Source organism: Streptococcus sp. 2021WUSS126, from assembly GCF_044427255.1.
In the GTDB taxonomy this organism is placed as follows: Bacteria; Bacillota; Bacilli; order Lactobacillales; family Streptococcaceae; genus Streptococcus; species Streptococcus hashimotonensis.
Genome location: NZ_JAOTGI010000010.1, coordinates 42887 through 69774, shown reverse-complemented (window position 1 = coordinate 69774; position 26888 = coordinate 42887). Strand labels below are relative to the sequence as shown.

Below are 26888 nucleotides of genomic sequence, written 5' to 3'. Positions count from 1 at the left end.
GTTTGATGAGCGTGCGGCTTTTATTGATATGATGGAGAGCTGTCCCTTTCGAGCAAGCTCTAGTTATTATGGACAGAGGGTATGAATCCTACAATGTCATGGCACACTGTCAAGAAAGAAATTGGTCCTATATTATCCGTATTCGTGACGGGAATCATTCTATGAAGTCAGGATTTAATCTCCCTGACACCTCTTGTTTTGATGAAAAATTTGACCTAAACATCTGCCGGAAACAGACCAATGAGATGAAACAACAGTATCAAAATTTACCTAATCACTATCGCTGTTTACCTAATCACTCACCCTTTGACTTTCTACCAAGCTCTAGCCGAAAAAATGATCCACTCCAGTTTTACGAACTTCATTTTCGAATGGTGCGTCTCGAAATCAAGCCGGGAGTCTTTGAAACTTTGGTGACAAACACCGATTATTCTCCGGAAAAATTAAAAGATCTCTATGCTTACAGATGGGGCATAGAGACCAGTTTTCGTGACCTAAAATACAGCATCGGTCTGACTCATTTTCACGCGAAAAAGAAGGAAGGGATTCTCCAAGAAATCTACGCTCGCTTTATCAACTTTAATGTTTGTAAATGGCTAACCTCATACGTTGCTATTAAAACATCAAAGTTAAAACAGGCTTATAAAATTTGTTTTTCAGACGCTGTTTATGCCTGTCGAAAATTTCTTAGAGCTGAACTCACTTCCTTCCAATTGGAAACCTACATTGCCAAACATTTATCCATCGTCCGACCCAATCGAACCTTCCAAAGAAAGATAAAAAGCAAGGTACCTGTAAGCTTCACTTATAGAGTAACATAATAGTTGAAAAATAGGGTTAAAAAACCTCCTTTTTGTGCGCCCTAAATACAAAAACTATTCCCGTTTTGTCATGAACTGCTCAGACGAGAATAGTTTCTTTAGCTACTTAAATGCTTAACTTAATGACATTGGGTTTCTCACCCTCTCCTATTATCTTTTAGATTTGGGCAATAGCAGAGCCACCATAGAGTTTCAATTCTTCTCTGATGGTCTGGTAGTAGTAGCGATCGAAGGCCTTCCAAGCCTGATGACTAGACTCACTCAACCGCAGATCACCCAGTCCAACCAAAAAACTGGTCGAACGGTAGAATTTCTCAATCGCAATCAGTTCTGTATTGGTGACCGACTTGGCCTCCGACAATATGCGTGTCGTCTCTGTCAAATTATGTTGGAACCGTTGCTCATCAGCTGTTCCGACTTTATCTGCTTGAAAGGCCTGATTCAAGTCTTGAATGAGGGCCAAAACGTCTTGAATAATCTGTGTCTTTTCCATAAAAGACCCTCCTTTGAATTATTGAATTTAGTATATCAAATTAGACAAAAATATTCCATCAAAAAACGATGCCCTTTCAGGCACCGTTATGTATTCTTTTACTTGACAGCTTCCAAAGCTGCTTCATAGTCGGGATGTTCGTTGACATTGTCCAGGTATTCTACATAGGTGATTTCATTGTCGGCATTGAGGACAAAGACCGCACGCGCCAGCAAATTCCACTCTCGCATGAGCACACCGTAGGATTTACCAAAGGCATGGTCATAGTAATCAGACAGGGTGATGGCATCTTCCAAACCTGCAGCCCCGCACCAGCGTTTTTGGGCAAAAGGCAGGTCTGCTGAAACCGTAATAACAACCGTATTGTCACGGTCAGCCAGTTCCTGATTGAAGCGACGGGTCTGAGTATCGCAAATCCCTGTGTCAATAGAAGGCACCACACTGATGACCTTAGTCTGCTTGCCAAAGTCTTTCAGACTTTTCAGGCTCAAATCATTAGCCATGAGGACAAAATCAGGGGCAGTATCTCCCACTTGCAATCGTGGACCTACCAAGGTCACCGGTTTTCCAATAAAGGTTGTCATAAACATCTCCCTTGCATTTATTACTCAATGAAAATCAAAAGTAGTCTAGGAAACGAAGCCGAAGATAGAACTGGAGTTCATCAAGGCGAGTTGACAACGGATAATTTTGATTTTCGAAGAGTAGAATATATTTATTGTAAGCGTTTATAAACAAAAATACCAGTTTTTTGACTGGTATTTTCACTATAGTTTGTAGGTTTTCAATCGCAGAGCGTTCAAGACGACTGACACTGAGCTGAGGGCCATGGCTGCACCTGCAAACATAGGATTGAGCAGAGGACCACCAAATACATGTAAGAGCCCCATGGCGATTGGAATACCAATTACATTATAAGCAAAGGCCCAGAAGAGATTTTGTTTAATAGTCTGCATGGTTGCCTGGCTGAGTTTAACAGCCTTGACAACATCCAAAATGTCACTATGCATGAGAACAATATCGGCAGACTCAATGGCAATATCAGTCCCAGAACCAATAGCCAGACCCACATGGGCTTGAGCTAGGGCTGGGGCATCGTTGATACCATCCCCCACCATAGCGACTGTCTTGCCCTGTTCTTGTAAGAGCTTGACTTGGTTGGCCTTGTCATCTGGTAGGACCTGACTGACCACCTGCTCAATGCCGACTTCTTTGGCAATGGCCTGGGCAGTTTTTTCATTGTCTCCTGTCAGCATGACCACTTCTAATCCCATAGCTTGCAGAGCCTGGACAGCCTGACGGCTGGTCTCTTTTACTTTATCAGCAATGGCAATGACTGCTAGTAATTCTTGCTGGCTGGCTAGGAAAACAGGCGTCTTGGCTTGATGGGCAAATCCCTCCGCAACTGCACGTCCTTGGGAAACATTAATTCCCTGTTCCCGCATCAACCGTTCATTTCCCAGATAGATGGTCTGCTCTGCTATTGTCACCGAAAGACCACGGCCAGAAAGAGCCTGAAAATCGGTGGCAGGCAAGAGAGCAATCTTTTCTGTCTGAGCAGCTTGCAGGAGAGCCTGAGCCAAGGGATGCTCGGAAAATTGCTCGCTACTTGCTGCCAGCTGGAGGACCTGCTCACGATTTTTAGCAGACACCAGATGAATGTCTGTCACCTGGGGTTTGCCCTCAGTAATAGTCCCAGTCTTGTCGAAGACAATGGTGTTCACACCTTGTAGGGTTTCAATAGCTTGACCAGACTTGAACAGAAGACCGTTTTCTGCCCCTTTTCCAGTCCCAACCATGATAGCCGTCGGAGTTGCTAGACCCAGAGCACAAGGGCATGCAATGACCAAGACGGCGATGATAATACTTAGTGAAAAAATCCAGGATTCTTCCCCCAAGAAGTACCAGGCCAGACCGGACAAGAAAGCCAAGCCCATGACAACTGGCACAAAGACGGCAGATACTTGGTCAGCGAGTTTGGCAATGGGGGCCTTAGACCCTTGAGCCTCTTCTACCAAACGAATAATCTGTGCCAGAGTCGTATCACGACCAACCTTGGTAGCCTGCATGGTTATGGCACCTTGCTGGTTAAGGGTACCGCCAAAAACAGTATCGCCTAGAGCCTTCTTCACTGGCAGGCTCTCACCCGTCAACATGGATTCATCGACACGTGTCTGGCCTTCTAGAACTTGACCGTCAACAGGAATCTGCTGACCTGGGCGAACAATGACCTGGTCACCGACCACCACATCTTCAATCGGTACTTGCATTTCCTGCCCATTTCGTAGGACCTGAGCCGTCTTGGGAGCCAGATCCATCAATTTCTTAATGGCCTCAGAAGTCTGACCTTTGGCTCTAGCTTCAAAGTATTTTCCTAGGGTAATCAGAGTCAAAATAACGGCGGCTGATTCAAAATACAGTTCTGGATGGTGACCGTGCATGGCTACTTCTTTTCCCATCAGAAGAAAAGCAATCATCAACAGACCTTGAACCAAGGCTGCTCCAGTCCCAACAGCAATCAAGGAATCCATATTGGGATGGCCTTGCAAGAGAGTTTTAAAGCCTTTTTGGAAAAAACTGCGTCCCATATAAAGGACAGGGATGAGCAAGATGACTTGGCTGACCGTATAGACTAGCGGTTGATGGAGCAAAGCTGGTAATGGAAGCCCGCCCCAGGGCAACATAGGCCCCATAGCAATATAGAGCAGTGGAAGAGTAAAGACTGCTGACCAGACAAATCGTTTCCAAAGACTGTCTTCCTTGCTTGGTCCCTTACCCGCCGTCTCTTCCACTTCTTCTAATCTGATCAGTTGATAACCTGCTTGCTCAACTGCTTTTTCAAGACTAGCTGGATTTTGCTTATCATGGCTATAACGGATGGTTGCCTTTTCTGTTGCCAGATTAACACTGACTTCTTCTACGCCCTCTAGTTTGCCCAGAGCTTTTTCAACCGTCATGGCACAGGAAGCACAGGTCATACCTGAAATGTCATAAGACTCAGTCACCAAGTTATCGACTAGCTGATAACCCGCCTTTTCAACTGCCTGACGAATATCCTCTAGTCCCAAAAGCTTTTCATCATAGCTAACACTCAATTTTTCAGTCGCTAGGTTGACACTGGCTTCTTCTACTCCTGCTAATTTACCAACAGCTTTCTCAACCGTCAGAGCACAGGAAGCGCAGGTCATGCCTTGAATGGGATAGTTTGCTTGTTTCATAGGTTACTCCTTTTCCGACTACATCTGTAAACAAATTATACAACATACGACTACATTTGTAAACAAAATTGTTTCAAAAAAGTAGATTGAAATCAATCCAACCTACTTTTACATATTCATTTATTCTTTACTGGATTTTTTTCGATGAAGAAAAATTGCTGTTAAAATTCCTGCAACACCTAGCGCCACCAACAAGATGCTGACTTGCTCACCTGTACTAGGAAGATTTGATTTGCCTTTTTTATTGGTAGGTGTTACTTTCTTATCAGAAGATACTACTGTTCCGCTTGATGAGGAAGTATCCGTAGCTCCTCCTGTGTTAGAACCACTTGTAGACTGACTTGTACTGCTTGAAGTACTGGTTGAAGTTTCGGTACCACTTGATGATGGCTCAGTGCTGGTCGATGGTTCAGTACTACTTGATGATGGAGTTGTTGCAGCTTCAATTTTAGCCATCATTTCAGCTTCAACAGCTTTTAATTGCGCAAAAATTTCTGCTGAACGAGCCAAGGTTGCCTCTGTTACAGTTGGAGCCAGAGCTACGGCTGCATCTTCTGAAAGTCCAGCATATTGAGCATCAAGAGCTGCCTGTGCAGCAATCCATTCTTTTTCAAGTGCAATCCATTTTTCTTGAATTGATGTACCAAATAACTCTGGGTGTGAGATGGCCATCTTATCAATATTTTGCACCGTCCAGTACCATGAATTCGTGTCATAAGAAGCTGAGCGATTTTTAAAGGCTTCATAAGTATCAGTCACAATACCATAAAATGGAACATACGGTGTATTCCTTGTCTGAGCTAAGCCTAACCATACTGTGCCACCGAAGGCTGATGGTAAGCTACTATTGATCTGATAAACATGGGCATCGATGACGTTTTCATTACCAAGAGCGTATTTATAAGTCGCATCTGCTGCTTGGTCATTCGCACCATTATCCCCTTGTTTTACCTTACCTGCTTCATCGTCTGGACGAAATTCTGGAAGATGTTCAAAACGGTTACGTTGTAAGGCAAAGGTATCTTGTAAACTAAAGCGACGACTTGGGTCTGTTGGCTGACGTAGCAAATCATACACAGCATCTTCATAGGTTACAGACGATGCTGGATCTAACAATTTTATACCAGCGTATGTCCGAGAACGATCACCATCAGCATAATTCTCAGGTCCATATGATTTGGCAATATGGAACTTCCCATCAACCATCATATAATTTTCAGCCTGTTTGGCTACTTCTTCAACCTTTGCAGAAGCAATCACATTTTCTGTATCGGTAAAATCAACATGACCTAGATAGTAAGTATTTGCAAAAATTGCATACTTGTCTTCAGGGAATTTGATGGCTACGTATTGGTGACCTGACAAAATTTCCATGTACCAAACTTCATTCTTATCAGCAATAACAATGATATTCCCTTCTGCCGAACCTTTTTCATCAATTGTCTTCGCAATTAATTCAATACCTTCACGCGCACTGGTGACTCTAGGAAGAACATAGTCAATCAAAATGGCCTCACCTAGTCCCCCCGCAGTTACCAATGGGTCAACAGCTAAAATTTTTTTATTTGGAATAGCTGTAACAGTAGCAGTCATGGACACACCTTTTTCATTAAATCCATGCGCACCAAAATTACCGTTTGACCCATCCCCACGTGCCGCATCAGGCGTAGAGGTGTACTTGAACTCATTTGCCAAGTGTGGTGCTGTGAAACCGAATGATTCATCCACCAACATATCCCCTTTGGCATAGGTTGCTGCTGGAACCACAATATAATTTTTATTGTGCGCTCCATTATTTGGTGGATATGGATAATCTTCCGTTCTACCATAAAGGATAGAACCATCCGTTGTCAACCCTTTCCCAATGATAAAGCCTGAACAGGCTTGAACAAGTTGAACAGGGAATAGGCAAACCAACATTAGAAATGTGGCTATACGAACAAAAGTCTTTTTCATAGACTTCTCCTTTCCTGATACTCTGTGAAAATCAGAAGTAGGCGCCCTCCAGAGATACAAACTCAGAGACTATTTTACACAAGGCTCTTATCCAACCAGAAGGGGATTTTCGTGGAGTATAATATGATTTACCCATTTGCACCTACATTGTAACGCAAAAGCACCTGCCTTGCAAGTGCTTTCAAAAAAATATTTATCCTTTTTTCCTAGCCAATATGGTCGCAAACCGCATCTTGAGGAAATTACCATGTTCGTCACGCTTATGGAGCTGACCAAAATCCTCATTGTACTTAACCAATTCCCAGTCACGGTAGTATTCCTTCAACTCACCTGCTCGAAAGGTAAAGGAGAAATTCATCGGACAGGGTGCATCCTCCGTATCCATGGCCGCCACAATCAAGTTATAGCCACTAGGCCGTGTCTGCTCCTGCATATTGCGGATAATAGCTGGCACCCGCTCCCGCTCCAAGAACATAAAGACAACGGTTGAGATAATCCAGTCGTAATCCTGCTCCAGACTAGCTGAGTTAATATCGTAAGTCCCAGCCTGCAAGTCCAAATCTTCTACTTCCTTGACCTGCAAGAGTGTCCGAATACTTGGTACATCTTTATCTACAGCAGTTACCTCAAACCCCTGCTGAGCCAAATAAAGACTGTTCCTGCCATGACCACAGCCCAAATCCAAGACCTTACAAGGCTCGATGATTTTCAATGCCTCTAAGACCTCTGAATGGGTTCGCGTATAGTCATACTTTTTGGCAAAATAGTCTTCTGGTTGACAGAAAAATTCCAAGAAAAACTCCGTATCCTCTGTCAATAAGGTCACCCGATGCCAAGCCTGTGGCTCCACAAAAGGAATATCATCTGTCGGACCATAGACATATTCTCCTAAAATTTCATTATGATCTGAGATCGGCTCAAATTTGAGTTGACCCCTCAAGACCTTGATTTTTGCCCAAGTCCCCACCTTGGTATTGTGCTTGGTCAAAAAATGCTGGGGAACCGTATCCTGATTCCAAATGGGCATGCGTTTGTAAGGAACTAAAACCGTCATTATCTCTCCTTTTCTTTCCAATACACTTAGTCTATCACAAAGGAAATATGAATTCAAACTGATTTTTTCCTTGACTTGGAGTGAACTCCAAGGTGTATAATATTCCATATCAATCAGAAAGGATATTTACTGACAAGTAAATGTGTGATGAATATGAAAGCAGCTATTTATGAAAAAGCCGGTAAGATGACCGTTGCAGAAATCGAAAAACCAAGCCTTCAAGCCAAGGATGACGTCATTATCAAGGTCGTGCGGGCCTGTGTCTGTGGGTCAGACCTTTGGGGCTACGGTGAAGACATTCACCATGACCACGGTGACACAAACTCTGGTCATGAAGCTATCGGTATCGTTGAAGAGGTAGGCGAAGACATTACAACACTTGTTCCTGGTGACTTTGTCATCGTTCCATTTACACACGGTTGCGGCCATTGTGATGCCTGTCGTGCTGGTTTTGACGGTACTTGTGACAACCATCCAGGCTACACCAACTGGGGCAACAACTACCAGTCTCAATACATTCGTTTCCACTACGGCAACTGGGCCTTGGTCAAAATTCCTGGTCAGCCAAGTGACTACTCGGAAGGCATGATCAAATCTCTCTTGACTCTGGCAGATGTTATGCCAACTGGCTACCATGCTGCGCGTGTTGCAGATGTCAAACCTGGTGACAAGGTTGTTGTCATCGGTGATGGTGCAGTGGGTCAATGTGCCGTCATTGCTGCAAAAATGCGCGGAGCTTCTCAGATTATCATGATGAGTCGCCACGCAGATCGTCAGCAAATGGCTTTGGAATCAGGTGCCACTGCCATCGTAGCAGAACGTGGCGAGGAAGGCATTGCCAAAGTTCGTGAAATCCTAGGTGGCGGAGCGGATGCCGCCCTCGAATGTGTTGGTACAGAAGCCTCTATTGACCAAGCCCTCGGTGTTCTTCACAATGGTGGTCGCATCGGTTTTGTCGGTGTACCACACTACAACAACCACGCCCTTGGCTCAACCTTTGCTCAAAATATCATTATCGGTGGTGGCTCTGCTTCTGTCACAACCTATGATAAGGAAATTTTGCTCGATGCTGTTCTTAAAGGCGACATCAACCCAGGTCGAGTTTTCACCCAAACTTACAGCCTGGACAATATCGACCAAGCCTACAAAGACATGGCCAACCGGAAAACTATTAAAGCTATGATTACGGTGGATTAATATTCTTCGAAAATCAAATAATAAACCCCAGACAGTTCAGACTGCTGGGCTTTTGTTTTCCGATAACAGAAAAGACCAGGATTTCTCCCAGTCTTAGCGACTATTGATAGCCTTCATGGTCCGCTTAATATCACGGTCTTGTTCACGGCGTTTGATGGACTCCCGCTTGTCGTAGTCGTGCTTCCCTTTGGCAAGCCCAATCAAGACCTTGGCAAAGCCGTCCTTGATATAGACCTTGAGGGGCACTAGGGTCATCCCTGTTCCCTTGACCTCATTGCCCAAGGACTCGATCTGCTTCTTCCGCAAGAGGAGCTTGCGGGTCCGCGTTGGCTCCTGATTCCAGATATTGCCCTCATCGTAGGGAGCGATATGAACATTAACCAACCAAGCCTCGCCCTGCTTGATCTGGGCAAAGCCGTCCTTGAGGTTGATCCGCCCCGCACGAATAGACTTAATCTCCGTCCCCGTCAGAACTATCCCCGCCTCCACCGTATCGACAATGGTATAGTCGTGGCGGGCTTTTTTATTCTGTGTAATCACATTGCCCTCACCCTTGGCCATGCCTATCTCCTTTTCTTATTCTTTTTGGTTACTTCCTTGTAAAATGGTTTCTTTTTCTTGTCTGACTTTCCAGCCTTAGACTTGTGGTCTTTCCCAGACTTGTGACGTCCGCTGTCGCGACCAGCAGCTTCTTGTTTGTGGTGCTTGCCCCGTCCTCTCCCTGACCGATCATCACGGTCACGGTTAGAGTGACTGGCTGTTCTCCGCTTGGCTTTCAAAGCTTTTTCTACGATATCCAGCTCGGACGGCACGTGGGCAAAATCGATTTCCCCTGTCATCTTGTCCGCCCGCGTTAGCTTGATACGAATTGGCTGACCGACACGGAAGACACGACCAGATTTCTCACCCTGCAAGGTCAGAGTCCGCTCGTGGAACTGGTAGTATTCGTTGAGGTTGGTGACATGGATCAGACCTTCAACCGTGTTTGGCAACTCGACAAAAAGTCCAAACTTGACCACGCTTGACACGACACCATCAAACTCTTGCCCGACAAATTCTTGCATGAACTCTGCCTTCTTCATAGCTTCGACTTCCCGCTCTGCCTCAATAGCACGGCGTTCTAAACTGGACGAAGACTTGGCAAGCTCAGGAATAACTTGCTCAAAATGCTCTGCTTTTTCCGCAGGATTGTGACCATAGTCCCGCACCATACGGTGCACCAGCAGGTCGGGATAGCGGCGGATAGGACTGGTGAAGTGGGTGTAGAACTCCGCACCCAGTCCGTAGTGGCCGTGGTTGTACTCCGAGTAGCGTGCCTGCTGCATGGAGCGAAGCAACATCATGTTGAGGACATCGGCATAAGGTTCATCTTTGACCCGCTCCATGAGGTCCTGAAGGGCATCCTGGCTGATAGAGCTGGCTGTTCCATAGACCGTCAGACCAAAGCTGGTCGCATAGTCGATAAACTTCTGCAGCTTGTCCGACTTAGGCTCCTCGTGGATCCGATAGATGAAAGGCAGGTCCAGCTTGGCAAAATGCTCGGCCACGCACTCATTGGCCGCCAGCATGAAGGACTCAATCATCCGCTCGGCAATCCCACGCTGACGCAGTTGGATATCAACTGGCAGACCGTCCTTGTTGACAATGATTTTGGCTTCTGTCGTATCAAAATTCAGAGCTCCACGCTTGTACCGCATGGTTTCCAGGGTTTCGTGGAGTTTGATCATGAGGTTCACACTTGGCACGATTGCCTTGTATTTGTCCAACTTTTCCTGATTGCCCGTAATCATGTCATTGACATCGGAATAGGTCATGCGGAAGGTGGTTTTGATGACCGTCTGGCCAATCCAGTGCTTGACTACCTTGCCCTTGCGGTCAATTTCCATAATAGCCGACTGGGTCAGGCGGTACACGTTTGGATTAAGGGAGCAGATACCGTTTGACAGGCGTTCTGGTAGCATCGGCACCACACGGTCGGTCACATAGACAGAAGTCCCCCGTTTGACAGCTTCCTGGTCCAAGGCAGAGCCTTCTGTCACATAGTAGCTGACATCAGCGATATGGACACCCAGCTCCAGATTGCCGTTCTTGAGCTGCTTGATATGGACCGCATCGTCCAAGTCCTTGGCATCTGCACCGTCAATGGTGAAGATGATTTCATCTCGCAGGTCCAAGCGACCTTCAAAGTCCTGTTCTGACGGACTTTCTGGCACTCGATTGGCCTCTGCCAAGACTTCATCAGGGAATTCCGACACGATGTCCATGGATTCCAAGACCTCCAATACATCGATGCCCACGTCATCCTTGTGACCCACTACATCCCGAATGGTCGCAACAAAGTGGTCCCGTTTCTTGTTGGGATAGGCTTCAATATCGACTTTGAGGATTTCCGTTCCGGTCAACACCAGAGGTGACTTCTTGATGTAAATCTTCTGAGCGATTTTCTGATTTTTAGACTTGATGTAGCCTGCATATTCTGGCTTATCTTCGTCAAAAACAATCAAGCCTACCGCAGTTTTCAGGCTATGTTCTAAAATATCAATGACTTCCGCTTCCGCAGCCGTCCCCTTGAGCCTGTCCGCTACTTTCTTGATTGCCACTTCCACTCGGTCGCCCTCAATAGCGAAGTTGACATCGTCACGACTGACAAAGAGATCATCTTCCGCCTCGTCAATGGTCACAAAGCCAAAACCTGACTTGTGGGCACGGAAAATGCCCTGCAAGGTCACCTTGTTTTTGGATATTTTGGGAGCAGGAAGAGTAATCCGCCCAGCATTGTCAAAGACAAGTTGACGACTGCCTTCCATGCTAGAAACCAGCTTGACCAAATCTGTGAAGCTCTTAGCAGAACTGGCTCCAAACTGATCTGCCAGCTGGTCCATGGTCACAGAACCAACTTCTTTAATATAGTTAATAATTTCGTTTTTCATCTTACCTTTACTAAAAAAATAGACCAAGAACAAGTCCCAGTCTGATTTATCTACTTACTTGAAATGATAACAAGTGCCAGCGCATCCAGCATCCAAAGAAAAACAAGAATAGCTGTAATGCGTTGCATCACCGCTTCAAAACCACGGGCCTTTGTACGTTCAAATAAGGCTCCACTAGAAGAGTCAAAGACGTTGCTAGACTGGTTTTTAGCCGGTTGAATAAAAATCACTACAATCAAAATAACAGATAAAATCAACAGAATTGCTAATAATGCTTGATACATATTTTTTTCACTTTCTACAATAACTTATGACATTATACCATAAAACCTACTTAGTTTCAAGGTGGAGGGTTACTTTTCTCTCTTTTGGGCAGTATTTAAGGACTTCAATCTTATCTGGATGAGTCTTGGCGTTTTTGCTAGTCAAGTAGTTCTTACTACCACATTCTGAACATTGTAAATTGATTTTAACTCTCACTAAACATCCCTTACTTTCAAATAGTTTCTAAAATTGGTCAAAGACCAGATAAGGTTAAAGAGGACAAGTCCGCTCGACAGATAGAAAACCCAGTCATAACCCATGTGAGCAGCCACCGCAGACCCCATCATGGGACCAACAACAGAACCTAGATTATTAAAGAGTTGGTTGTAGGAAAATATCCTTGAAATCCCTTCTTTTGGAGTCAACTTGGTCAAAAGAGAATTAACCGAAGGCAACAATGCTCCTGTCCCAAAACCATACATGAATCGCAACAAACCGAGCTGGAAAGGATTTTCTGCAAAAACACAGAAAACATTAATCAACAGACTGTAAGTCAAAGCAATCAATAGAAGTCGATGGTTGCCAATACGATCACCAATTTTCCCTAAATAACCTGATGTCACTAGCGATGCCATACCAGGCAAGGAAATGATAAAACCAGCAACAAATAACAGATTATCTGTCTGTCCCAAATGCCGCACGTAGAGGGTCAATATAGGAACAACAGCCTGAGCAGCTGCAATAATAATCATAGAAGTCACAAAAAGCCCAACCAGCATCTGCCGATCTTTCACCTGCTCAAATACCTCTTTAACCGACATCTCTTCGCCTTTTTTGATTGGAACAAAATCCTCTCGAATATAGAAAACGGTCAGTAACACAACGATAGAATAAAGAAGTCCCACCAGCAAAAATACCGTATGTACGCCAAACATCTCTGCTAAGATACCACCCAAGGTCGGACCAATCAAATTACCCGCTACCGCACCTGTTGACAATGTACCCAGAGCATACCCCGTCTTATCCTTTGGAACCTGACTGGCAATCAAGGCAGTCGCATTGGGAATGTACCCTGTAAATACCCCATTTAGGACACGTAAGGCAAGCAACCAAAAAACATTTGGTACAAAGGCCATACCACCCATAGTAAAAATCATCGCAAAAGCAGCCCGCACCATCATGGGCTTGCGACCGTAACGGTCTGCCAAACTCCCCCAAATAGGTGCCATCAAGGCTGCCGCAAGGGCATTAACAGATACCGCAAGTCCCGCATAATATTCTACCTGTCCAGGACCCACCCCCAACTCTTCCACAAAAACCGAGATAAAGGGCATAACCAAGGTAAAACTCGTCCCTGTTAGGAAATTCCCCAACCAAGCCACCTTCAAATTCTGCTTCCAATAACTACTACCGTCGTCCATCCTTTAATTCCTCCAAAAGTTGCGCAACCTGTGCTAAGGTCGCCTCAACCGCTCCGCTATTGTCAATCACCACCTGGGCTTGCGACCGTTTTTTCTCTAAAGAAAGCTGAGCAGCCAAACGATTTTCTGCATCTTGAACAGCTAAGCCGTTGCGTTTCATAAGCCGTTCCAACTGCTGCGCTCTATCGATATAAACTAGCCAGACTTCATTTACTTCCCCGCTATAATCAGCCTCGTAAAGCAAAGGAATATCCATGAAAATTACATCCTCAGTCTGCTTGAGAGCATCCCTTCTGTCTAACAGCTCCTGCCTGATAATCTTGTCCTGCAAGACAGATAAACGAGCCCGCAGATTGCTATCCGCAAAGACAGCCTGTCCCAGCTTAGCCCTATCTAGACTGCCATCAGCTGACAGGATAGCTTCCCCAAACTCGGCAAGCAAAACCTGGTAGAGTTTACCGCCTTTAGCCTGCAACTCATGCACGACCGCATCCGCATCGATGACTGGATAGCCCTGTTCTCGCAAAAAAGCTGTAACCGTTGATTTTCCTGAAGCGATACCGCCTGTTAAACCAATAATTTTAGCCATGTTTCACCTGACACTGAGGACAGAAATGTGTCCCACGGCCGCCCAGCTGGATTTTGACAATCTCTGTCTGGCAACGGGGACAGGCCTGTCCTGTCTTTCCATAAACTTGTAAATAATCCTGCATAGTCCCATCCAAGCCCAAGGCATTTTTGTAGGTCCGAATGGTTGAGCCTCCTTTTTCTATACCCAGTTGCAGAACTTCTATGGTAGCTTGGCGAAGGTCTGCCACCTGCTCAGCCGATAGCTGATTACTTGCTTGAGCAGGATGAACTTGTGATCTAAACAGAACCTCATCTACATAGATATTGCCCAAACCAGCCACCAAAGACTGGTCCAAAAGATGAGCTTTTATAGGCTTTTTCGACTTGGCCAACTTAGCAGCAAAGGCTTCCAAGTCAAAATCTTCCTCCGTCGGCTCAGGACCGATTTTCCGACTGATAAAGTAGGCATCCACATCTGCCTTTCCTAGCAGTTCCATTGTGCCAAACTTGCGGACATCTTGATAAACTAGAGTCGAGCCTTCTGTGAAAGTAAAAAAGGCATGGAAATGTTTGTTGGCAGGCACCTGGTCAGGAAAGAAATTATACTTACCTTCCATCCGTAAGTGGGAAATGAGGACATGGTCTGTCAAGTAAATCAAGAGATACTTGCCGCGACGTCTCACATCTAAAATCTCCTGACCAATCAAATCCTGACAGAAGGCATCCACTCCAGTCTTAATCATAGGGGCATAGGTCACCTCGACCTTCTTGATGACCTTTCCCTTGACCAACCGATTCAAACCACGACGAACCGTCTCAACCTCAGGCAATTCGGGCAATTTACGATACCAAGAGCGTAAAAAGCGACTGAAAATTAGGAGAGCAACTCTGTGTGACTTGCACACAAGGAGCTCTATCTATTTTCCGAGCTTTTAGCTCGGGTTCAAGTACGCTAACACTCGTCCTTTCTAACAAAATTACAAAGCAAATAGAAACCTGACCGACGGTGCTTCGACACCTAAGGTCACGGTTGTGATTTTCAAAGAGGCCTAGGCGAGTTCAATTACAACACCTAACCGGCCTTCCTTTCTTGTTTACTAAAAAGATTTCTCCATAACGCAGTAAAAGCCTTTCGGCTTTTCTGCTAACTATTTCTAAGTGATTGACTTAGACAGCCTATCCCCAGGCTGCCTCGCTCTCCAATTTCTTGGCTCGGGTTAAAAACGTCCCCCGGACATTGTTAATACTCTTTCTCATTATAGCCAAAGTCGGCGAGGTCGAGTTTTTTGTCACGCCAGTTTTTCTTGACTTTGACCCAGGTTTCGAGGAAGACTTTGTCGCCCAACATCAATTCAATATCACGACGGGCCATGGATCCGATTTTCTTGAGCATGGCTCCTTGCTTGCCGATGATGATACCTTTCTGGCTATCCCGCTCTACCATAATTGTCGCCCGGATATGGACCTTGTCGGTAAATTCATCACGTTTCATGGACTCGATAACAACGGCAACAGAGTGCGGAATTTCCTCACGAGTCAGGTGTAGAACCTTCTCCCGAATCATCTCAGATACCAAGAAACGTTCTGGGTGGTCAGTGATTTGGTCCGCTGGGAAATACTGGAAACCTTCATCCAGATTTTCCTTGAGAATTTCCATGAGACGGTTGACATTGTTCCCTTGGGTAGCAGAAATTGGCACAATTTCCTTGAAGTCCATCTGTTGACGGAAATCATCAATCTGTTCCAAAAGCTGGTCTGGATGAACCTTGTCAATCTTGTTAACCACTAAAATGACTGGAACCTTGGCCTGTTTAAGGCGTTCCATAATCATGTCGTCACCCTTGCCTCGTTTTTCATCGGCTGGCACCATAAAGAGGACCGTGTCCACTTCACGAAGGGTGCTATAGGCAGATTCCACCATAAAGTCACCCAAGGCCGTCTTAGGCTTGTGGATTCCTGGTGTGTCAATGAAGACAATCTGCTCTTCTTCTGTTGTATAAATCCCCATAATCTTGTTACGGGTTGTTTGAGCCTTATCGCTCATGATGGCAATTTTTTGCCCCATTACATAGTTGAGAAAGGTTGATTTCCCAACGTTTGGACGACCTAAAATCGCCACAAAACCTGACTTAAATGTCATGTATTCTCCTTATATTCTAAAAAATAAAGTTCCAAATTTTCGGAACAAAGATAATCAATCCTGTCAACAAGGCAAATCCTGACACAAACAAGACTGCCCCTGCTGCCATATCTTTTGCATTCTTTGCCAACATAGAAAAATGATAGTCTGAGGCCAAATCCACCACATTCTCAATAGCCGAATTCACAATTTCAAAAGCGATAACCAGACTAATGCTAAGCAAGAGGAAGAGCCATTCTGTCACAGATACTTGGAAAATAAGTCCCGCAAGCACAACAAGGACAGCAGAAGCAAGGTGCTTCTTCATATTGCGTTCTTCCTTGAAAGCCGTCAACAAACCCGTTACTGCAAATTCTAGACTTGCAATCAATTCTCGGTTTTTCCAGCGATTTTTTGAATTATTCTCTTGTAAGTCCATAGGCCGTCAAAATTTCTTCTTGTAAACCAAACATTTCTGCTTCTTCTTCTGGCGTATAATGATCATAGCCATTGATATGCAGAAAACCGTGTACAGCTAAAAAGCCCATTTCGCGCTCGTAGCTATGACCATAATCTTCAGCTTGCTCACGCGCCTTTTCGATAGAAATATACAATTCACCAATGTAGGCATCGAAATCTTCCATCATTTCAGCCAATTCCGGATTGTCCAGTAAGTCTTCCTCATCAAAAACAATCTCCGACTCTGGCTTATATTCTAGGCTGACAACGTCTGTCGGACGGTCAATTCCTCGGTACTCCAAGTTAACCTCATGGACACGCTTATTGTCCACAAAGGTCACAGCCATTTCCTTATTCTGCTTGCCAATTTTTTCGGCAGCAAACTGGAGCAATTCCGTAATCTGCTCCTGCATTTGAGCAGAAACCTGCCCTGTTTCATCAATCATTTCAATATACATAATCTTACATTCCTTTTACGTTTCCATTATATCATAAAACCTATCAATGAGGGGGGGTTAGTGGTATAATGTCCTCAGAAGCTATCAGAGGAATGGAAAATGTTACAAACACCGAAACACATCACTGCCATCATTGAGTCTCATCTGGATCAGATGACTAGACTTGAAAAGCAGATTGCCAGTTATTTTACTCAGTTAGATCCATCTAGCGCCGATCTTAGCCAAGAAAACACTATACAGCAACTCCACATTTCTCCATCTGCTCTTACCCGTTTTGCCAAAAAATGTGGATTTTCCGGTTATCGAGAATTTGTCTTTGCCTTTCAGAATAACCAACAATACTTGAATAAACATTTTGAAAAATTACAGCGGAGCTTAACAAAAAAAGTCTTGGTAGACTATGAGGAAATCCTAACTGCTACCAATAAACTCGTTGATGAAGAAAAATTGGAAGAGATTGCCAAACTGATTGACAGTAGCAAGCGTGTCTATTTTTACGGAATCGGCAGTTCTGGTTTGGTTGCAATGGAAATCAAATCCCGCTTTATGCGACTGGGTGTAGTCTGTGATGCAATTACTGATAAAAACAATCTTATTTGGACAACTACTATTTTAGACCCTAGTTGCCTGGTTATCGGTCTTTCTCTGTCTGGTCAGACAGAAGAGGTCATGGAGCATCTCCACCTGGCTGCTCAAAAGGGGATTCCTACCGCCCTGTTAACAACCAAGAGTTTTCCCCATCCAACTTTCGACCAAATCATTCCAGTCGCCTCTGTCCGCCACCTCAATTACGGCAATCGTATCTCACCCCAAATTCCCCTGCTCATCATGCTAGATATTATCTACGCCTATTTTTTAGCTATTGACAAGGAGAAAAAAGAGAATATTTTCAAGCAAACTATTAGAGAATAATTTATCCATCTTTCTATTACACAACACTCTTAATAAGACAAAAAGCATTCAAAAATACCCGATAGGTACAGTTTGAATGCTTTTAATTCGCTTAAATCTAACTCTATTCTTCAAGACCAAGAATTTGATTGATTTCTTGGCTGTACAGAATAGCCTTACCTCCGAAAATAGCCTGTATTCCTCCTTTTACATCCAAAACAGCCGTTGCACCTATCGACTGAATAACTCCCTTATCCACAAGACCACTATTTCTGAGCGATACTCTTAATCGAGTCGCACAAGCAGTCACATTCTCAATATTATCTGCTCCACCAAGAGCATCGATGATAGCAATTGCATTATCACGAAGACTAGAACCGTTTGATAAAACTTTTTCAGAATGCGATGCTTGATCACTACTTTCCATACCAGGAACCAGCACGTGAAATTTGGTTACTAAAAATTTGAAAACTAGATAATAAACTGCTGCCCAAAGCAGACCAACAGGAATCACATAAAGCCAATTGGTTTTGTCATTTCCTTGGAAAACACCAAAAATCAAGTAATCAATAAGCCCTCCAGAAAATGAGTTCCCAATACGAATTTGCAAGAGATCCGCAACTAAGAATGATAGTCCATCTAAAAATGCATGAACAACATATAGCCATGGAGCAACAAACAAGAAAGAAAACTCGATTGGTTCAGTAATTCCTGTCAATAGGGAAGTTAATGCACTACTTGAATAAAAACTGCCAACCTTCTTACGATTTTCCTTAGGAATTGCGTGATACATAGCTAAACAAGATGCTGGTAGACCAAAAATCATCGTTGCAAATCGACCAGCAAAAAATCGAGTTCCATAAGTAAATAAGCCTGTGTGATTCGCATCTGCTAATTGAGCAAAGAAAATATTTTGCGCACCTTGGATTGTCTCACCTGCTACCACTTCACTTCCACCTAATGAAGTATACCAAAACATTGGATAGATGGTATGGTGTACGCCAAACGCACCTGTCAAACGTAATCCAAAACCATATAAGAAGGTTCCAAAACTTCCCATCTCTGCTATTGCCTTACCAAAATCAACTAACAAATTCTGAATCGGTGGCCAAATTATATAAAAAATAGAGCCAATCGCAATTGCTGCAAATGATGAAATAATTGGAATAAAGCGCGAGCCTCCGAAGAAACCAAGAAAGGCTGGTAATTCAATTTTTCGGTATTTATTGTGTAAAGTTGCAACGGTGATACCAATCGCTAAAGCGCCCAAAACTCCAGTATCAATGCTTGCTCCCTTATCTGCAAAAAGAGTTAAAAATCCACTAATAGTAGCCGTATAAACCAAGTATGCAACCCCAGCAGATAGGCCAGCAGTCCCCTTATCAGCATCTGCCAAACCTACAGCAACACCAATTGCAAAAATCAACGCTAAATTCGCAAATACCGCACTACCTGCCGTACTCATGATAGTGAATACAGCTTGCAACCACGCTTGATCCAATACAGGAAATTGTGCTACAGCATTACTATTTGATAGGGCGCCTCCAATTCCCAGTAAGAGACCAGCAACAGGCAAAATTGAAATCGGCAGCATAAAGGCCTGCCCTAGCTGAGAAAACTTCTTAAAATTCATACTCCATTCCTTTCTATAACCTATTTATTATTTATGTAAAGCACTAATAAACCGCTCTGCGATTTCCTTTGGACGTGTGATCGCACCGCCTACAACAATTCCTGCCACACCTAAATCATGAATAATTTTTACTTGGTCAGGATAGTGTATTTTTCCTTCCGCTATCACATCGATACCTGCTCGGCACAAGCGGTCAACCAATTCAATATCCGGTCCCTCCTCCTGCCTACTATAGGATGTATACCCCGAAAGTGTTGTCCCAACAAAATCGATGCCTGCTTCATAAGCAGTTAATCCTTCCTCAAAGGTTGAAATATCTGCCATAAAAAGTTGTTCGGGGTATTTTTCCTTGATTTGCTTAATGAAATCAACAACATCGAGTCCGTCATAACGCTCACGCTTGGTACAATCAAGAGCAATGACCTCAATATCTAGAGCTGCTAACTCGTCTACTTCTCGCATCGTAGCCGTAATAAAGGGCTCTTGTGGAGGATAGTCTCGCTTGATAATTCCGATAATTGGCAAAGTAGTTACTTCTTTTATCTCCTTAATATCCCGTACACTATTGGCCCGAATACCGACAGCCCCTGCTTCTTGGGCAGCCTTGACTAGTAAAGGCATAATACCGCCTTCTTCCCTATACAGGGGTTCGCCTGGTAAAGCCTGACAGGAAATGATAATACCGTCCTTAATTTGTTGCTTTAAATCTGTCTTACTAATAGTACCCATTGTGTCATTCCTTTCTGCTCTATACTAGAGATAGCGCTTACATTATTTATTATATAGTATATTATTATTTTTTCAATAACCTCTTTTTATTTAGAATGTAATTTCGATTTTTGTAGAAATACAAAAAATCCTGAAAATAGTTTCAGAACGAGTTCTCATACCTAAAAGTAGTTTTTAGGAAAATATAAAAGATTCTACCCAAAATTTGAATAGAATCCTTATTTTAATACCATTTTCTTGTGATAAGTTTCTGACGAATAGTGTTTAGCTCCTAGCCTCTGTGGCTAAGAGAGTATAATACATTGCCAGATTACTCTATCACCTCATCCGCATACTGTGGGTATAACGTTGTTCCCCAGATGGTTATTTTACGTTGACCAACAAGTGGTAAATCTTTGTCATAAACTGTTCTCCACCACTCCCATGCTAATCCTGTACATTCTTGAATATTGACATGAAGATTGCGAGCATTTCCTGGAATTTGAATGGTTTCACTCCAGTGTGAGGTCAGATTTACACCATTCTTATCCCAAGCTTTTGGTTCCCAAACTTCTTCTCCAGCTTCATTGTAAGATACTTCTTCCCAAGTAATGTTGTATTTCGCAACATAAGCACCTGAATGGTCCAATGTCAATGCACTACTATTATGGACGGTTGAAGTTGTTTCTATGTACTCTGAATTGCTCAAAATCTGAGCAGGTCTATTGTCTTTGACAAAGTTGGTTGAATACGAAATCGGAACACCTGGATTGAGTTTTCCGTATCTTGCACCTTCTTCAATAATCTTCTTCAGTGTTTCAATATTTCCGCTCACAACAGTAGCTGCGCTACCTGCATCCCCACCAAAAATATAAGCAGAGAATGAAGTATTTTTCAGAATGTCTTGATACTCAGCATTGCCACTAATATCAACGCCTTTGATGGCTGCTTTAAATGCGGCTTGAACTTGGGTACTCCTACTGCTAGTTTCTAACTTGATGAACATAGAGCGTCCATAAGAAACGCTGGAAACATAAACAGGAGGTACCTCATCTGTTATCCCATTTCGTTGCAAATCTTCTACAGTTGTCCCTTCTGCAAAAAGCTTGCTTGGAGATTCTGGTTCATCAACACTAACTGTATAATAAATTTGTTTAAAGTTAATGATCTGAACCTGTTTTTCACCCGAATTCACGGCATCAAAATTGATATCTAATGGTACTGCAATTTTTTCAAAAGAGGTTCCGAACTTCGTTTTTAATTGTGACATACTGTATGCCATTGTTTCATCATATTGAAGCTCTGCTTGGGTATTGCCATACTCTCCAGCATACGTATTATTCCATTTAGACAGAAGGTTATTCACCCCTGTTCGAACAGTACTTCTTGTTGGAGAATTTACAACAGTGTGGCTATCCCCATTGGCCAAACCAGGTAAATTCAAACTAAGCGTCAGATCTCCCCGCGCAATACTGATAAGCGTTGGATTATTATCCAGAAGATTTTGGTCAGCACGCAATAAAGCACCTGGATAAATATTTGCAGCCTTAGCATCAATAACAGCAATATCTGCACTATTGTTCGTAATATTCTTCTTTTCTCTGCGAAGTACCACAAAACGTCCGTTTTCTAACATACCAGTTGTTGCTGGCGGATTATCAATGTATTCTCCCTCATTTGTAAGAATCTCTTGTGGCTCGTAAGTCAAGCTTTGAAAATACTGATTAATATCTTGTTTGGAATCTGCAAGAACACTCAATGGTGTGACCCCTACGAGTGCCAAACTGACTATTGAGCTTAAAATCAAGTGCGAACTTTTTCTCATAAATTTTATCCTTTCATGTTTTCACTAATGAAATGAATAGACATAAAAAATGGTATTAAAAAAACAAACGTTTGCAAATTCATTCTGCACCTTTTTAGATAAGTTGTCAAGACTTCTTGAGATGGAAAACAGACAAAAAACAGATTGCGCCCTCTATTTGTTGTTTTTCCAACAATTTCCGGAACGTTTCTGTAAATAACCTATTCATTTTCTGTTTTTCTGAATTTCTGTCAGTTTTTCATACACATTATCACTTATAAATATTTGCAACAACAGCTAGATATTATAGACAATATGTAAAGACCTCCAATTGAGTGTGGTAATTCCTGTTAGAAGTTGATTTTTTTTTATTCTAGTGTACAGGTAAATCCACGAATTCTCAACTGGGGGTCTTTACATATTGTCTATACCTCCTCTTTTTGAACACAAAAACTCCCCCGACTAGCTTCTAATCCTATTAAAAACTTGTTGAGAGAGTTATTCCATTTTATTTATCCAATCGGCTTTATGATGTTTTTGATAAGGGAATCCAGGTTGGACCATTCGTCAATCATATAATCTGCCCGAAAGGAACTTTCTGGCTCTGACCGTTTTCTGTGATTAAACCAGACCGCTTGCCAACCAGCTGTTTTTGCCCCGATGATGTCATTTTCAAACGAATCCCCTAGATAACAAATATCTTCGCCTGACATCCCCAAACGTTCTTCCATTAGTTGAAAAATAGCAGGATTTGGCTTTGTGATACCAACTTGTCCAGAAATAAGGACATGTTCTAGCTCAAACCAATTAACTAACCCCATCGTGCGTATCTTTCTCAACTGATGTTTATAAGGTCCATTCGTAATAATCCCCATTGTAATTCCTTGCGCCTGACACCACGAAAATATTTCTGGAAACACTGGACTGAGCTCTATCTGCCCTTGAAAATAATCATAATCTATTTGAATAGCTAAGGCTGTTGCATCAGACACCTGATACCCAAAATCTGCCAAAGCATGTTTCATCCGATAAATATGACTGTCTTTCAGACTCATCTTTCCAGTTGCTGTCGCTTTAAATACTTCATCCGCATATCTGCGAAAGCAAAGGTAGAGTGGTTCAATTTGCTCTCTTGCTACTTCAATATGTCTTTCCAAAGCACGTTCAAACGGTTGAATCTGGTCATAAAGCGTATCATCTACATCAAAAATTAAGGCTTTCATGAGTCAATTATAGCAAAAAATTCCAGCCAAAGCTTGGAATTTTTAACTGCTTATTACACCTTTGCTTGAATCTCATGCATTTGAGCATATACTCCACCACGTGCAACCAATTCTTCATGTTTTCCATGTTCAATAATTCGACCTTGATCTAAGACAAGAATCTGGTCTGCATTTTGAATGGTAGAAAGTCGGTGAGCAATAATAAAGGTTGTCCGACCTTCTTTCACCACTTCCATAGCATGTTGGATAATTTCTTCCGTCTCCGTATCAATATGAGAAGTTGCTTCATCCAATATCAGAATTTTAGGGTCAGAGTAGAGTGTCCGCGCAAAGGCAATCAACTGACGTTCCCCACTTGAAAAGGCCGCCCCCTTCTCAACAACTGGTTCATCAATCCCTTTCTCTAAGCGAGATAGCATAGGCCCTGCACCAACTTTTTCTAGCGCCTGCATGATTCTTGTTCTATCTGCTTCCTCTTCATTCATGGAAACATTGCTGGCAATCGTCCCTGTAAAGAGATAGGGATCTTGCAAAACAATCCCCATGTGACTGCGCAGGCTTTCACGAGAATAATCACGGATATTTTTCCCATCAATCAGTACACGTCCCTCCTGTGGATCATAGAAACGATAGAGGAGGTTCATAATAGAAGACTTACCAGACCCAGTATGCCCAACCAGAGCAACTGTTTCTCCTTTTTCTGCCCGAATGGTAATATCTTTCAAAACTGGTCTGTTTTCTTCATAGCTAAAGTTCACGTGTTCAAACACGACTTGCCCTTGTTCAACTTCCAAAATACGATCACAGTCGTCCTCCACCTCTTCTTCTAGAAGGGCCATTAGACGCTTACCTGTTTCAAAAGAGCGAAGCATATTTGGGAACTGTTGAACCAGCGCTCCCAAAGCAATGAAGACTCCTTCGATATAGTTGACATAAACAAAGAGTTTCCCAGCTGTAACTCCATCCTGTCCTGCAAGAAACTGATAGCCGACTACCGTTAAAATCGCAGCAATGACTAAATTTTGCAGAAAACCACTCAGATTCCACGTGGCAAGAGACTGGGCCCAGATAATCTTATTATCTGCCCGACGCATCTTATCAGCAGTCACTTCAAATTCTCTCATGATGCGCTCTTCTTGTCCAAAAAGTTGAATCAAACTTGCACCATTCATGGTCTCATTCACCTGCGTATTGACGTCACTCCTTGCATCATAAAAATCCTTCATTGGCTTGTCTGTCATTTTCTTGTAAGCAAATTGAATGCCGATATAGAGTGGTATTAAGAGTAACATCAGCCAACCGAGACTCCTATTCATGTAAAATAGGACACCGTATGTAAAGAGCAAACGAACAATATTGTTAAAGGCATTAACTAAGGTCCCATAAAATTGTGTCCGCAGGGTTTCTGTATCATTGACAATTCTAGTTGCAATTTTTCCAGCGGGCTTATCATCAAAATAAGAAATAGGCAACCGTTGCATAACATCGTAGGCTTGATTACGTAGATTTTCAGCAATACGATTGGCGCAATGCATGAGTAAACGCATAGATAGGTAGAAGCCAATAGCTCCCAGAATAATCATTCCCATGTATTGAACTGACTGGTTTAAGAAAACAGCTTCATCAAAGGGCAAACCCTTGCTTAAATCCGTAATCGGTCCATCAATCGCCTGCTGAATCAGCAAAGGAGCCAATCGAACCATGGTCGAAGCCAATAGATAGAAGCCGACAGCTACTATAAATAGCCACTTAACACGACCGATTTGTTTTAATAAAAAACCTAAAATAGTCATTACTCTCCTCCTTCCTGGCTTTGTTGTCGTTGGTATTGTTCATAGTACCAACCTCTTTGGGCGAGCAAATTAGCTGGACGCCCTTCCTCAACGATACGCCCCTCATCCAAGACTAGTACCCAGTCTGCATGATTGACAGCAGATAGACGATGGGTCACGATGACATTGGTTTTGCCCGCACGCTCTTTTTGAATATTTTGGATAATCTGGCGTTCTGTCCGAGCATCCACTGCCGACAAAGAATCATCTAGAATTAGCAAGTCTGGCTCTCGCAGGAAAGCACGGGCAATGGAAATCCGTTGCTTCTGACCGCCAGAAATGGACACACCCCGCTCACCAATCATGGTATCCAATCCGTCACTCATCCGTTTTAAATCTTGACTAAAAGCTGCTGTGGAAATGGCTTGTTCAATCTCCTCAGAGCTACTAGCTACTTTCCCAAGGGCAATATTTTCTCCAACAGATCTTGAAAACAAAATGTGTTCTTGTGGAACATAGCCAATTTTTTCCTCTATACTAGAACGTTTAAAGTCTAAAACAGATTGATGATTGATGAAAAAATTTCCCTGACCAATCGGATACTGGCGTAAGAATTGGCGAACCAAGGTCGTTTTTCCCGAACCAGTCTTCCCAACGATACCTACAGTTTGCCCTGCTTTCAGTGTCCAATTGATGTCCTGTAGGCTGGCTCTTTCCGCCTGTGGATAACTAAAGCTATAATTTTTGAAGGAAATACTAGACAGCTCTGCAATTTCCTTAGAACCATCAACCTCCAAATCATCACCCGTCTCAATCAGCTCTTGCAGTTTTTCAAAAGATGTCTTACCAGTCTGATAAACAAGGATGAAATCTGCTAGTGTCCAAAACGGCTCTAAAAGCGAACCGACATACAATTGAAGGGCAATTACTTGTCCCAAGGTCAGTTGCCCTGCTTTCACGGCTTGTGCCCCCATGAGAAGCACGAAAATAGTAGATAATCCCAAACAGACTGTGGCTAATGGATTATACAATGATTGCAAGGAAGTGATGCGATCCCCACCCTGGGCCAATTGCTTGGTACGAGCTTGAAATTGAGCCTTTTGAGTTGCTTTTTTACTATAAGCCCTAGTCACTCGAATGCCTTCGATGACCTCCAAAACTTCATTATTGAGCTGGGCTACAGCTTCCCTATTGGCATCAATCGCCTTATCTTGTTTTCTCCCGATAAAAAATATACATAGTGTCATGAACAGCATCGGTAGTAAAGCTACTAGCGAAATTTTCCAATCAATAAAGAACATCGTGGGAATGATAAAAGCCAACATACCGCCTGCATAGACGACAATCATAAGACCGTAACCCACCATCTCCATCAGGCCATCCACATCCGTTGAAAAACGAGTCATGACATCTCCTGAGCGGAATTTTTCATAAAATGGAGTCCGCATGGTCACTAATTTTTTAAATGCACGTTGCTGCATATCAAACTTGAAATTGACAGAGGCCTGAAATAATTTCAGATGCCAAATGAAGGCTGTTGCATAGTTCAGCACTGTTACCAATAACAATAAGGTCATCTCCTGAACCAATATGGTCTGTGTTAATTCATTCTTGGTCAGTATGTCAACCATCCGCTGAATGATTTGCGTTGGTAGCAAAAGTGTGGCGTCATAAATAATCAAGGTCACAGCAACCAATAGATAGAGCCACTTATGACGCTTGATGTAGTCAAAAATTAATCGAAACATATATCTCCTTTACAAATCTATAACCTATCATTTGCCACTTTATTCAATAAGCAACAATTGATAGACGTTATACTCAATGAAAATCAAAAGTAGCCTAGGAAACGAAGTCGAAGATAGAACTGGAGTTCATCAAGGCAAGTTGACAACGG

General features: G+C 43.1%; 23 protein-coding genes and 1 pseudogene. 3 read left to right on the top strand and 21 right to left on the bottom strand.

Translation table 11 applies throughout. The annotated features are described in order from the left end of the window. Window positions 1–821, top strand: a pseudogene (locus ODU39_RS05785) (IS4 family transposase); the annotation flags it as partial. 157 nt (window positions 822–978) lie between these two features. On the opposite strand, the gene ODU39_RS05780 reads toward ODU39_RS05785, so the two are convergent. The 5 genes from ODU39_RS05780 to tehB form a co-directional block, all read right to left on the bottom strand. Then, complete coding sequence (locus ODU39_RS05780; RefSeq protein ID WP_253218956.1) at window positions 979–1314, bottom strand: helicase BlpT; 336 nt, start codon at window positions 1312–1314, stop codon at window positions 979–981. Window positions 1315–1412: 98 nt separating this feature from the next. Next, window positions 1413–1898, bottom strand: a complete 486-nt coding sequence (tpx, locus tag ODU39_RS05775; RefSeq protein ID WP_044668344.1) for a thiol peroxidase — start codon at window positions 1896–1898, stop codon at window positions 1413–1415. A gap of 183 nt (window positions 1899–2081) precedes the next feature. Next, a complete protein-coding gene (locus ODU39_RS05770; RefSeq protein WP_398579821.1) occupies window positions 2082–4532 on the bottom strand; it encodes a heavy metal translocating P-type ATPase in 2451 nt (816 codons plus the stop codon). A 120-nt stretch (window positions 4533–4652) separates the two neighbouring features. Next, window positions 4653–6488, bottom strand: a complete 1836-nt coding sequence (locus ODU39_RS05765; protein ID WP_105148293.1) for a C69 family dipeptidase — start codon at window positions 6486–6488, stop codon at window positions 4653–4655. 193 nt (window positions 6489–6681) lie between these two features. Next, a complete protein-coding gene (gene tehB, locus ODU39_RS05760) occupies window positions 6682–7542 on the bottom strand; it encodes an SAM-dependent methyltransferase TehB (RefSeq protein WP_105153335.1) in 861 nt (286 codons plus the stop codon). Between the two features lie 153 nt (window positions 7543–7695). Between tehB and ODU39_RS05755 the strand changes: the two genes are divergently transcribed. Next, window positions 7696–8739, top strand: a complete 1044-nt coding sequence (locus tag ODU39_RS05755; protein WP_105153349.1) for a zinc-binding dehydrogenase — start codon at window positions 7696–7698, stop codon at window positions 8737–8739. Window positions 8740–8832: 93 nt separating this feature from the next. Here the strand turns inward: ODU39_RS05755 and smpB are convergent, their stop codons facing one another. The 10 genes from smpB to ybeY all read right to left on the bottom strand — a co-directional run bounded on the left by smpB (window position 8833) and on the right by ybeY (window position 16960). Then, window positions 8833–9300 (bottom strand): SsrA-binding protein SmpB, encoded by a 468-nt coding sequence (smpB, locus tag ODU39_RS05750; RefSeq protein ID WP_398579820.1) that lies wholly within the window; start codon window positions 9298–9300, stop codon window positions 8833–8835. A 2-nt stretch (window positions 9301–9302) separates the two neighbouring features. Beyond that, a complete protein-coding gene (gene rnr / locus ODU39_RS05745) occupies window positions 9303–11669 on the bottom strand; it encodes a ribonuclease R (protein ID WP_105153334.1) in 2367 nt (788 codons plus the stop codon). A 50-nt stretch (window positions 11670–11719) separates the two neighbouring features. Continuing rightward, the gene (gene secG, locus ODU39_RS05740; RefSeq protein ID WP_002935768.1) at window positions 11720–11953 is read right to left on the bottom strand and encodes a preprotein translocase subunit SecG; all 234 of its coding nucleotides are present in this window, start codon (window positions 11951–11953) and stop codon (window positions 11720–11722) included. 46 nt (window positions 11954–11999) lie between these two features. After that, complete coding sequence (rpmG, locus tag ODU39_RS05735; protein WP_012775228.1) at window positions 12000–12149, bottom strand: 50S ribosomal protein L33; 150 nt, start codon at window positions 12147–12149, stop codon at window positions 12000–12002. Then, window positions 12149–13354, bottom strand: a complete 1206-nt coding sequence (locus ODU39_RS05730; protein WP_398579819.1) for a multidrug efflux MFS transporter — start codon at window positions 13352–13354, stop codon at window positions 12149–12151. Before ODU39_RS05730 ends, rpmG begins: the two co-directional genes overlap by 1 nt. Continuing rightward, the gene (gene coaE, locus ODU39_RS05725) at window positions 13341–13943 is read right to left on the bottom strand and encodes a dephospho-CoA kinase (RefSeq protein ID WP_398579818.1); all 603 of its coding nucleotides are present in this window, start codon (window positions 13941–13943) and stop codon (window positions 13341–13343) included. Before coaE ends, ODU39_RS05730 begins: the two co-directional genes overlap by 14 nt. Beyond that, window positions 13936–14763, bottom strand: coding sequence for a DNA-formamidopyrimidine glycosylase (mutM, locus tag ODU39_RS05720; protein ID WP_398579817.1), 828 nt, complete (start codon window positions 14761–14763; stop codon window positions 13936–13938). Before mutM ends, coaE begins: the two co-directional genes overlap by 8 nt. Window positions 14764–15164: 401 nt before the next feature. Next, entirely contained in the window at window positions 15165–16064 is a 900-nt protein-coding gene (gene era, locus ODU39_RS05715; protein WP_002935752.1) for a GTPase Era, read from the bottom strand. Between the two features lie 16 nt (window positions 16065–16080). Then, entirely contained in the window at window positions 16081–16482 is a 402-nt protein-coding gene (locus tag ODU39_RS05710) for a diacylglycerol kinase family protein (RefSeq protein WP_274718194.1), read from the bottom strand. Further along, window positions 16463–16960 (bottom strand): rRNA maturation RNase YbeY, encoded by a 498-nt coding sequence (gene ybeY, locus ODU39_RS05705; protein ID WP_024393174.1) that lies wholly within the window; start codon window positions 16958–16960, stop codon window positions 16463–16465. The genes ODU39_RS05710 and ybeY overlap by 20 nt, the downstream gene beginning before the upstream one ends. Before the next feature lie 99 nt (window positions 16961–17059). On the opposite strand from ybeY, the gene ODU39_RS05700 reads away from it, so the two are divergent. Next, window positions 17060–17872 (top strand): MurR/RpiR family transcriptional regulator, encoded by an 813-nt coding sequence (locus ODU39_RS05700; RefSeq protein WP_105150935.1) that lies wholly within the window; start codon window positions 17060–17062, stop codon window positions 17870–17872. Window positions 17873–17975: 103 nt separating this feature from the next. Here ODU39_RS05700 and ODU39_RS05695 read toward each other — a convergent pair whose 3' ends face one another. The 6 genes from ODU39_RS05695 to ODU39_RS05670 form a co-directional block, all read right to left on the bottom strand. Continuing rightward, a complete protein-coding gene (locus ODU39_RS05695; protein ID WP_398579816.1) occupies window positions 17976–19484 on the bottom strand; it encodes a PTS transporter subunit EIIC in 1509 nt (502 codons plus the stop codon). Window positions 19485–19511: 27 nt separating this feature from the next. Continuing rightward, entirely contained in the window at window positions 19512–20213 is a 702-nt protein-coding gene (locus ODU39_RS05690; protein WP_044763506.1) for an N-acetylmannosamine-6-phosphate 2-epimerase, read from the bottom strand. A gap of 310 nt (window positions 20214–20523) precedes the next feature. Further along, entirely contained in the window at window positions 20524–22017 is a 1494-nt protein-coding gene (gene sly / locus ODU39_RS05685; RefSeq protein WP_079397084.1) for a cholesterol-dependent cytolysin suilysin, read from the bottom strand. Between the two features lie 491 nt (window positions 22018–22508). Next, window positions 22509–23219 carry an HAD-IA family hydrolase gene (locus ODU39_RS05680; protein ID WP_172030235.1) on the bottom strand — a complete coding sequence of 237 codons (711 nt, stop codon included), beginning with the start codon at window positions 23217–23219 and terminating at the stop codon, window positions 22509–22511. Window positions 23220–23272: 53 nt separating this feature from the next. Continuing rightward, window positions 23273–25012 (bottom strand): ABC transporter ATP-binding protein, encoded by a 1740-nt coding sequence (locus ODU39_RS05675; RefSeq protein ID WP_014637634.1) that lies wholly within the window; start codon window positions 25010–25012, stop codon window positions 23273–23275. After that, on the bottom strand, window positions 25012–26739 hold the full coding sequence (locus tag ODU39_RS05670) for an ABC transporter ATP-binding protein (protein ID WP_398579815.1): 1728 nt from the start codon (window positions 26737–26739) through the stop codon (window positions 25012–25014). Before ODU39_RS05670 ends, ODU39_RS05675 begins: the two co-directional genes overlap by 1 nt. Window positions 26740–26888: the final 149 nt, after the last annotated feature.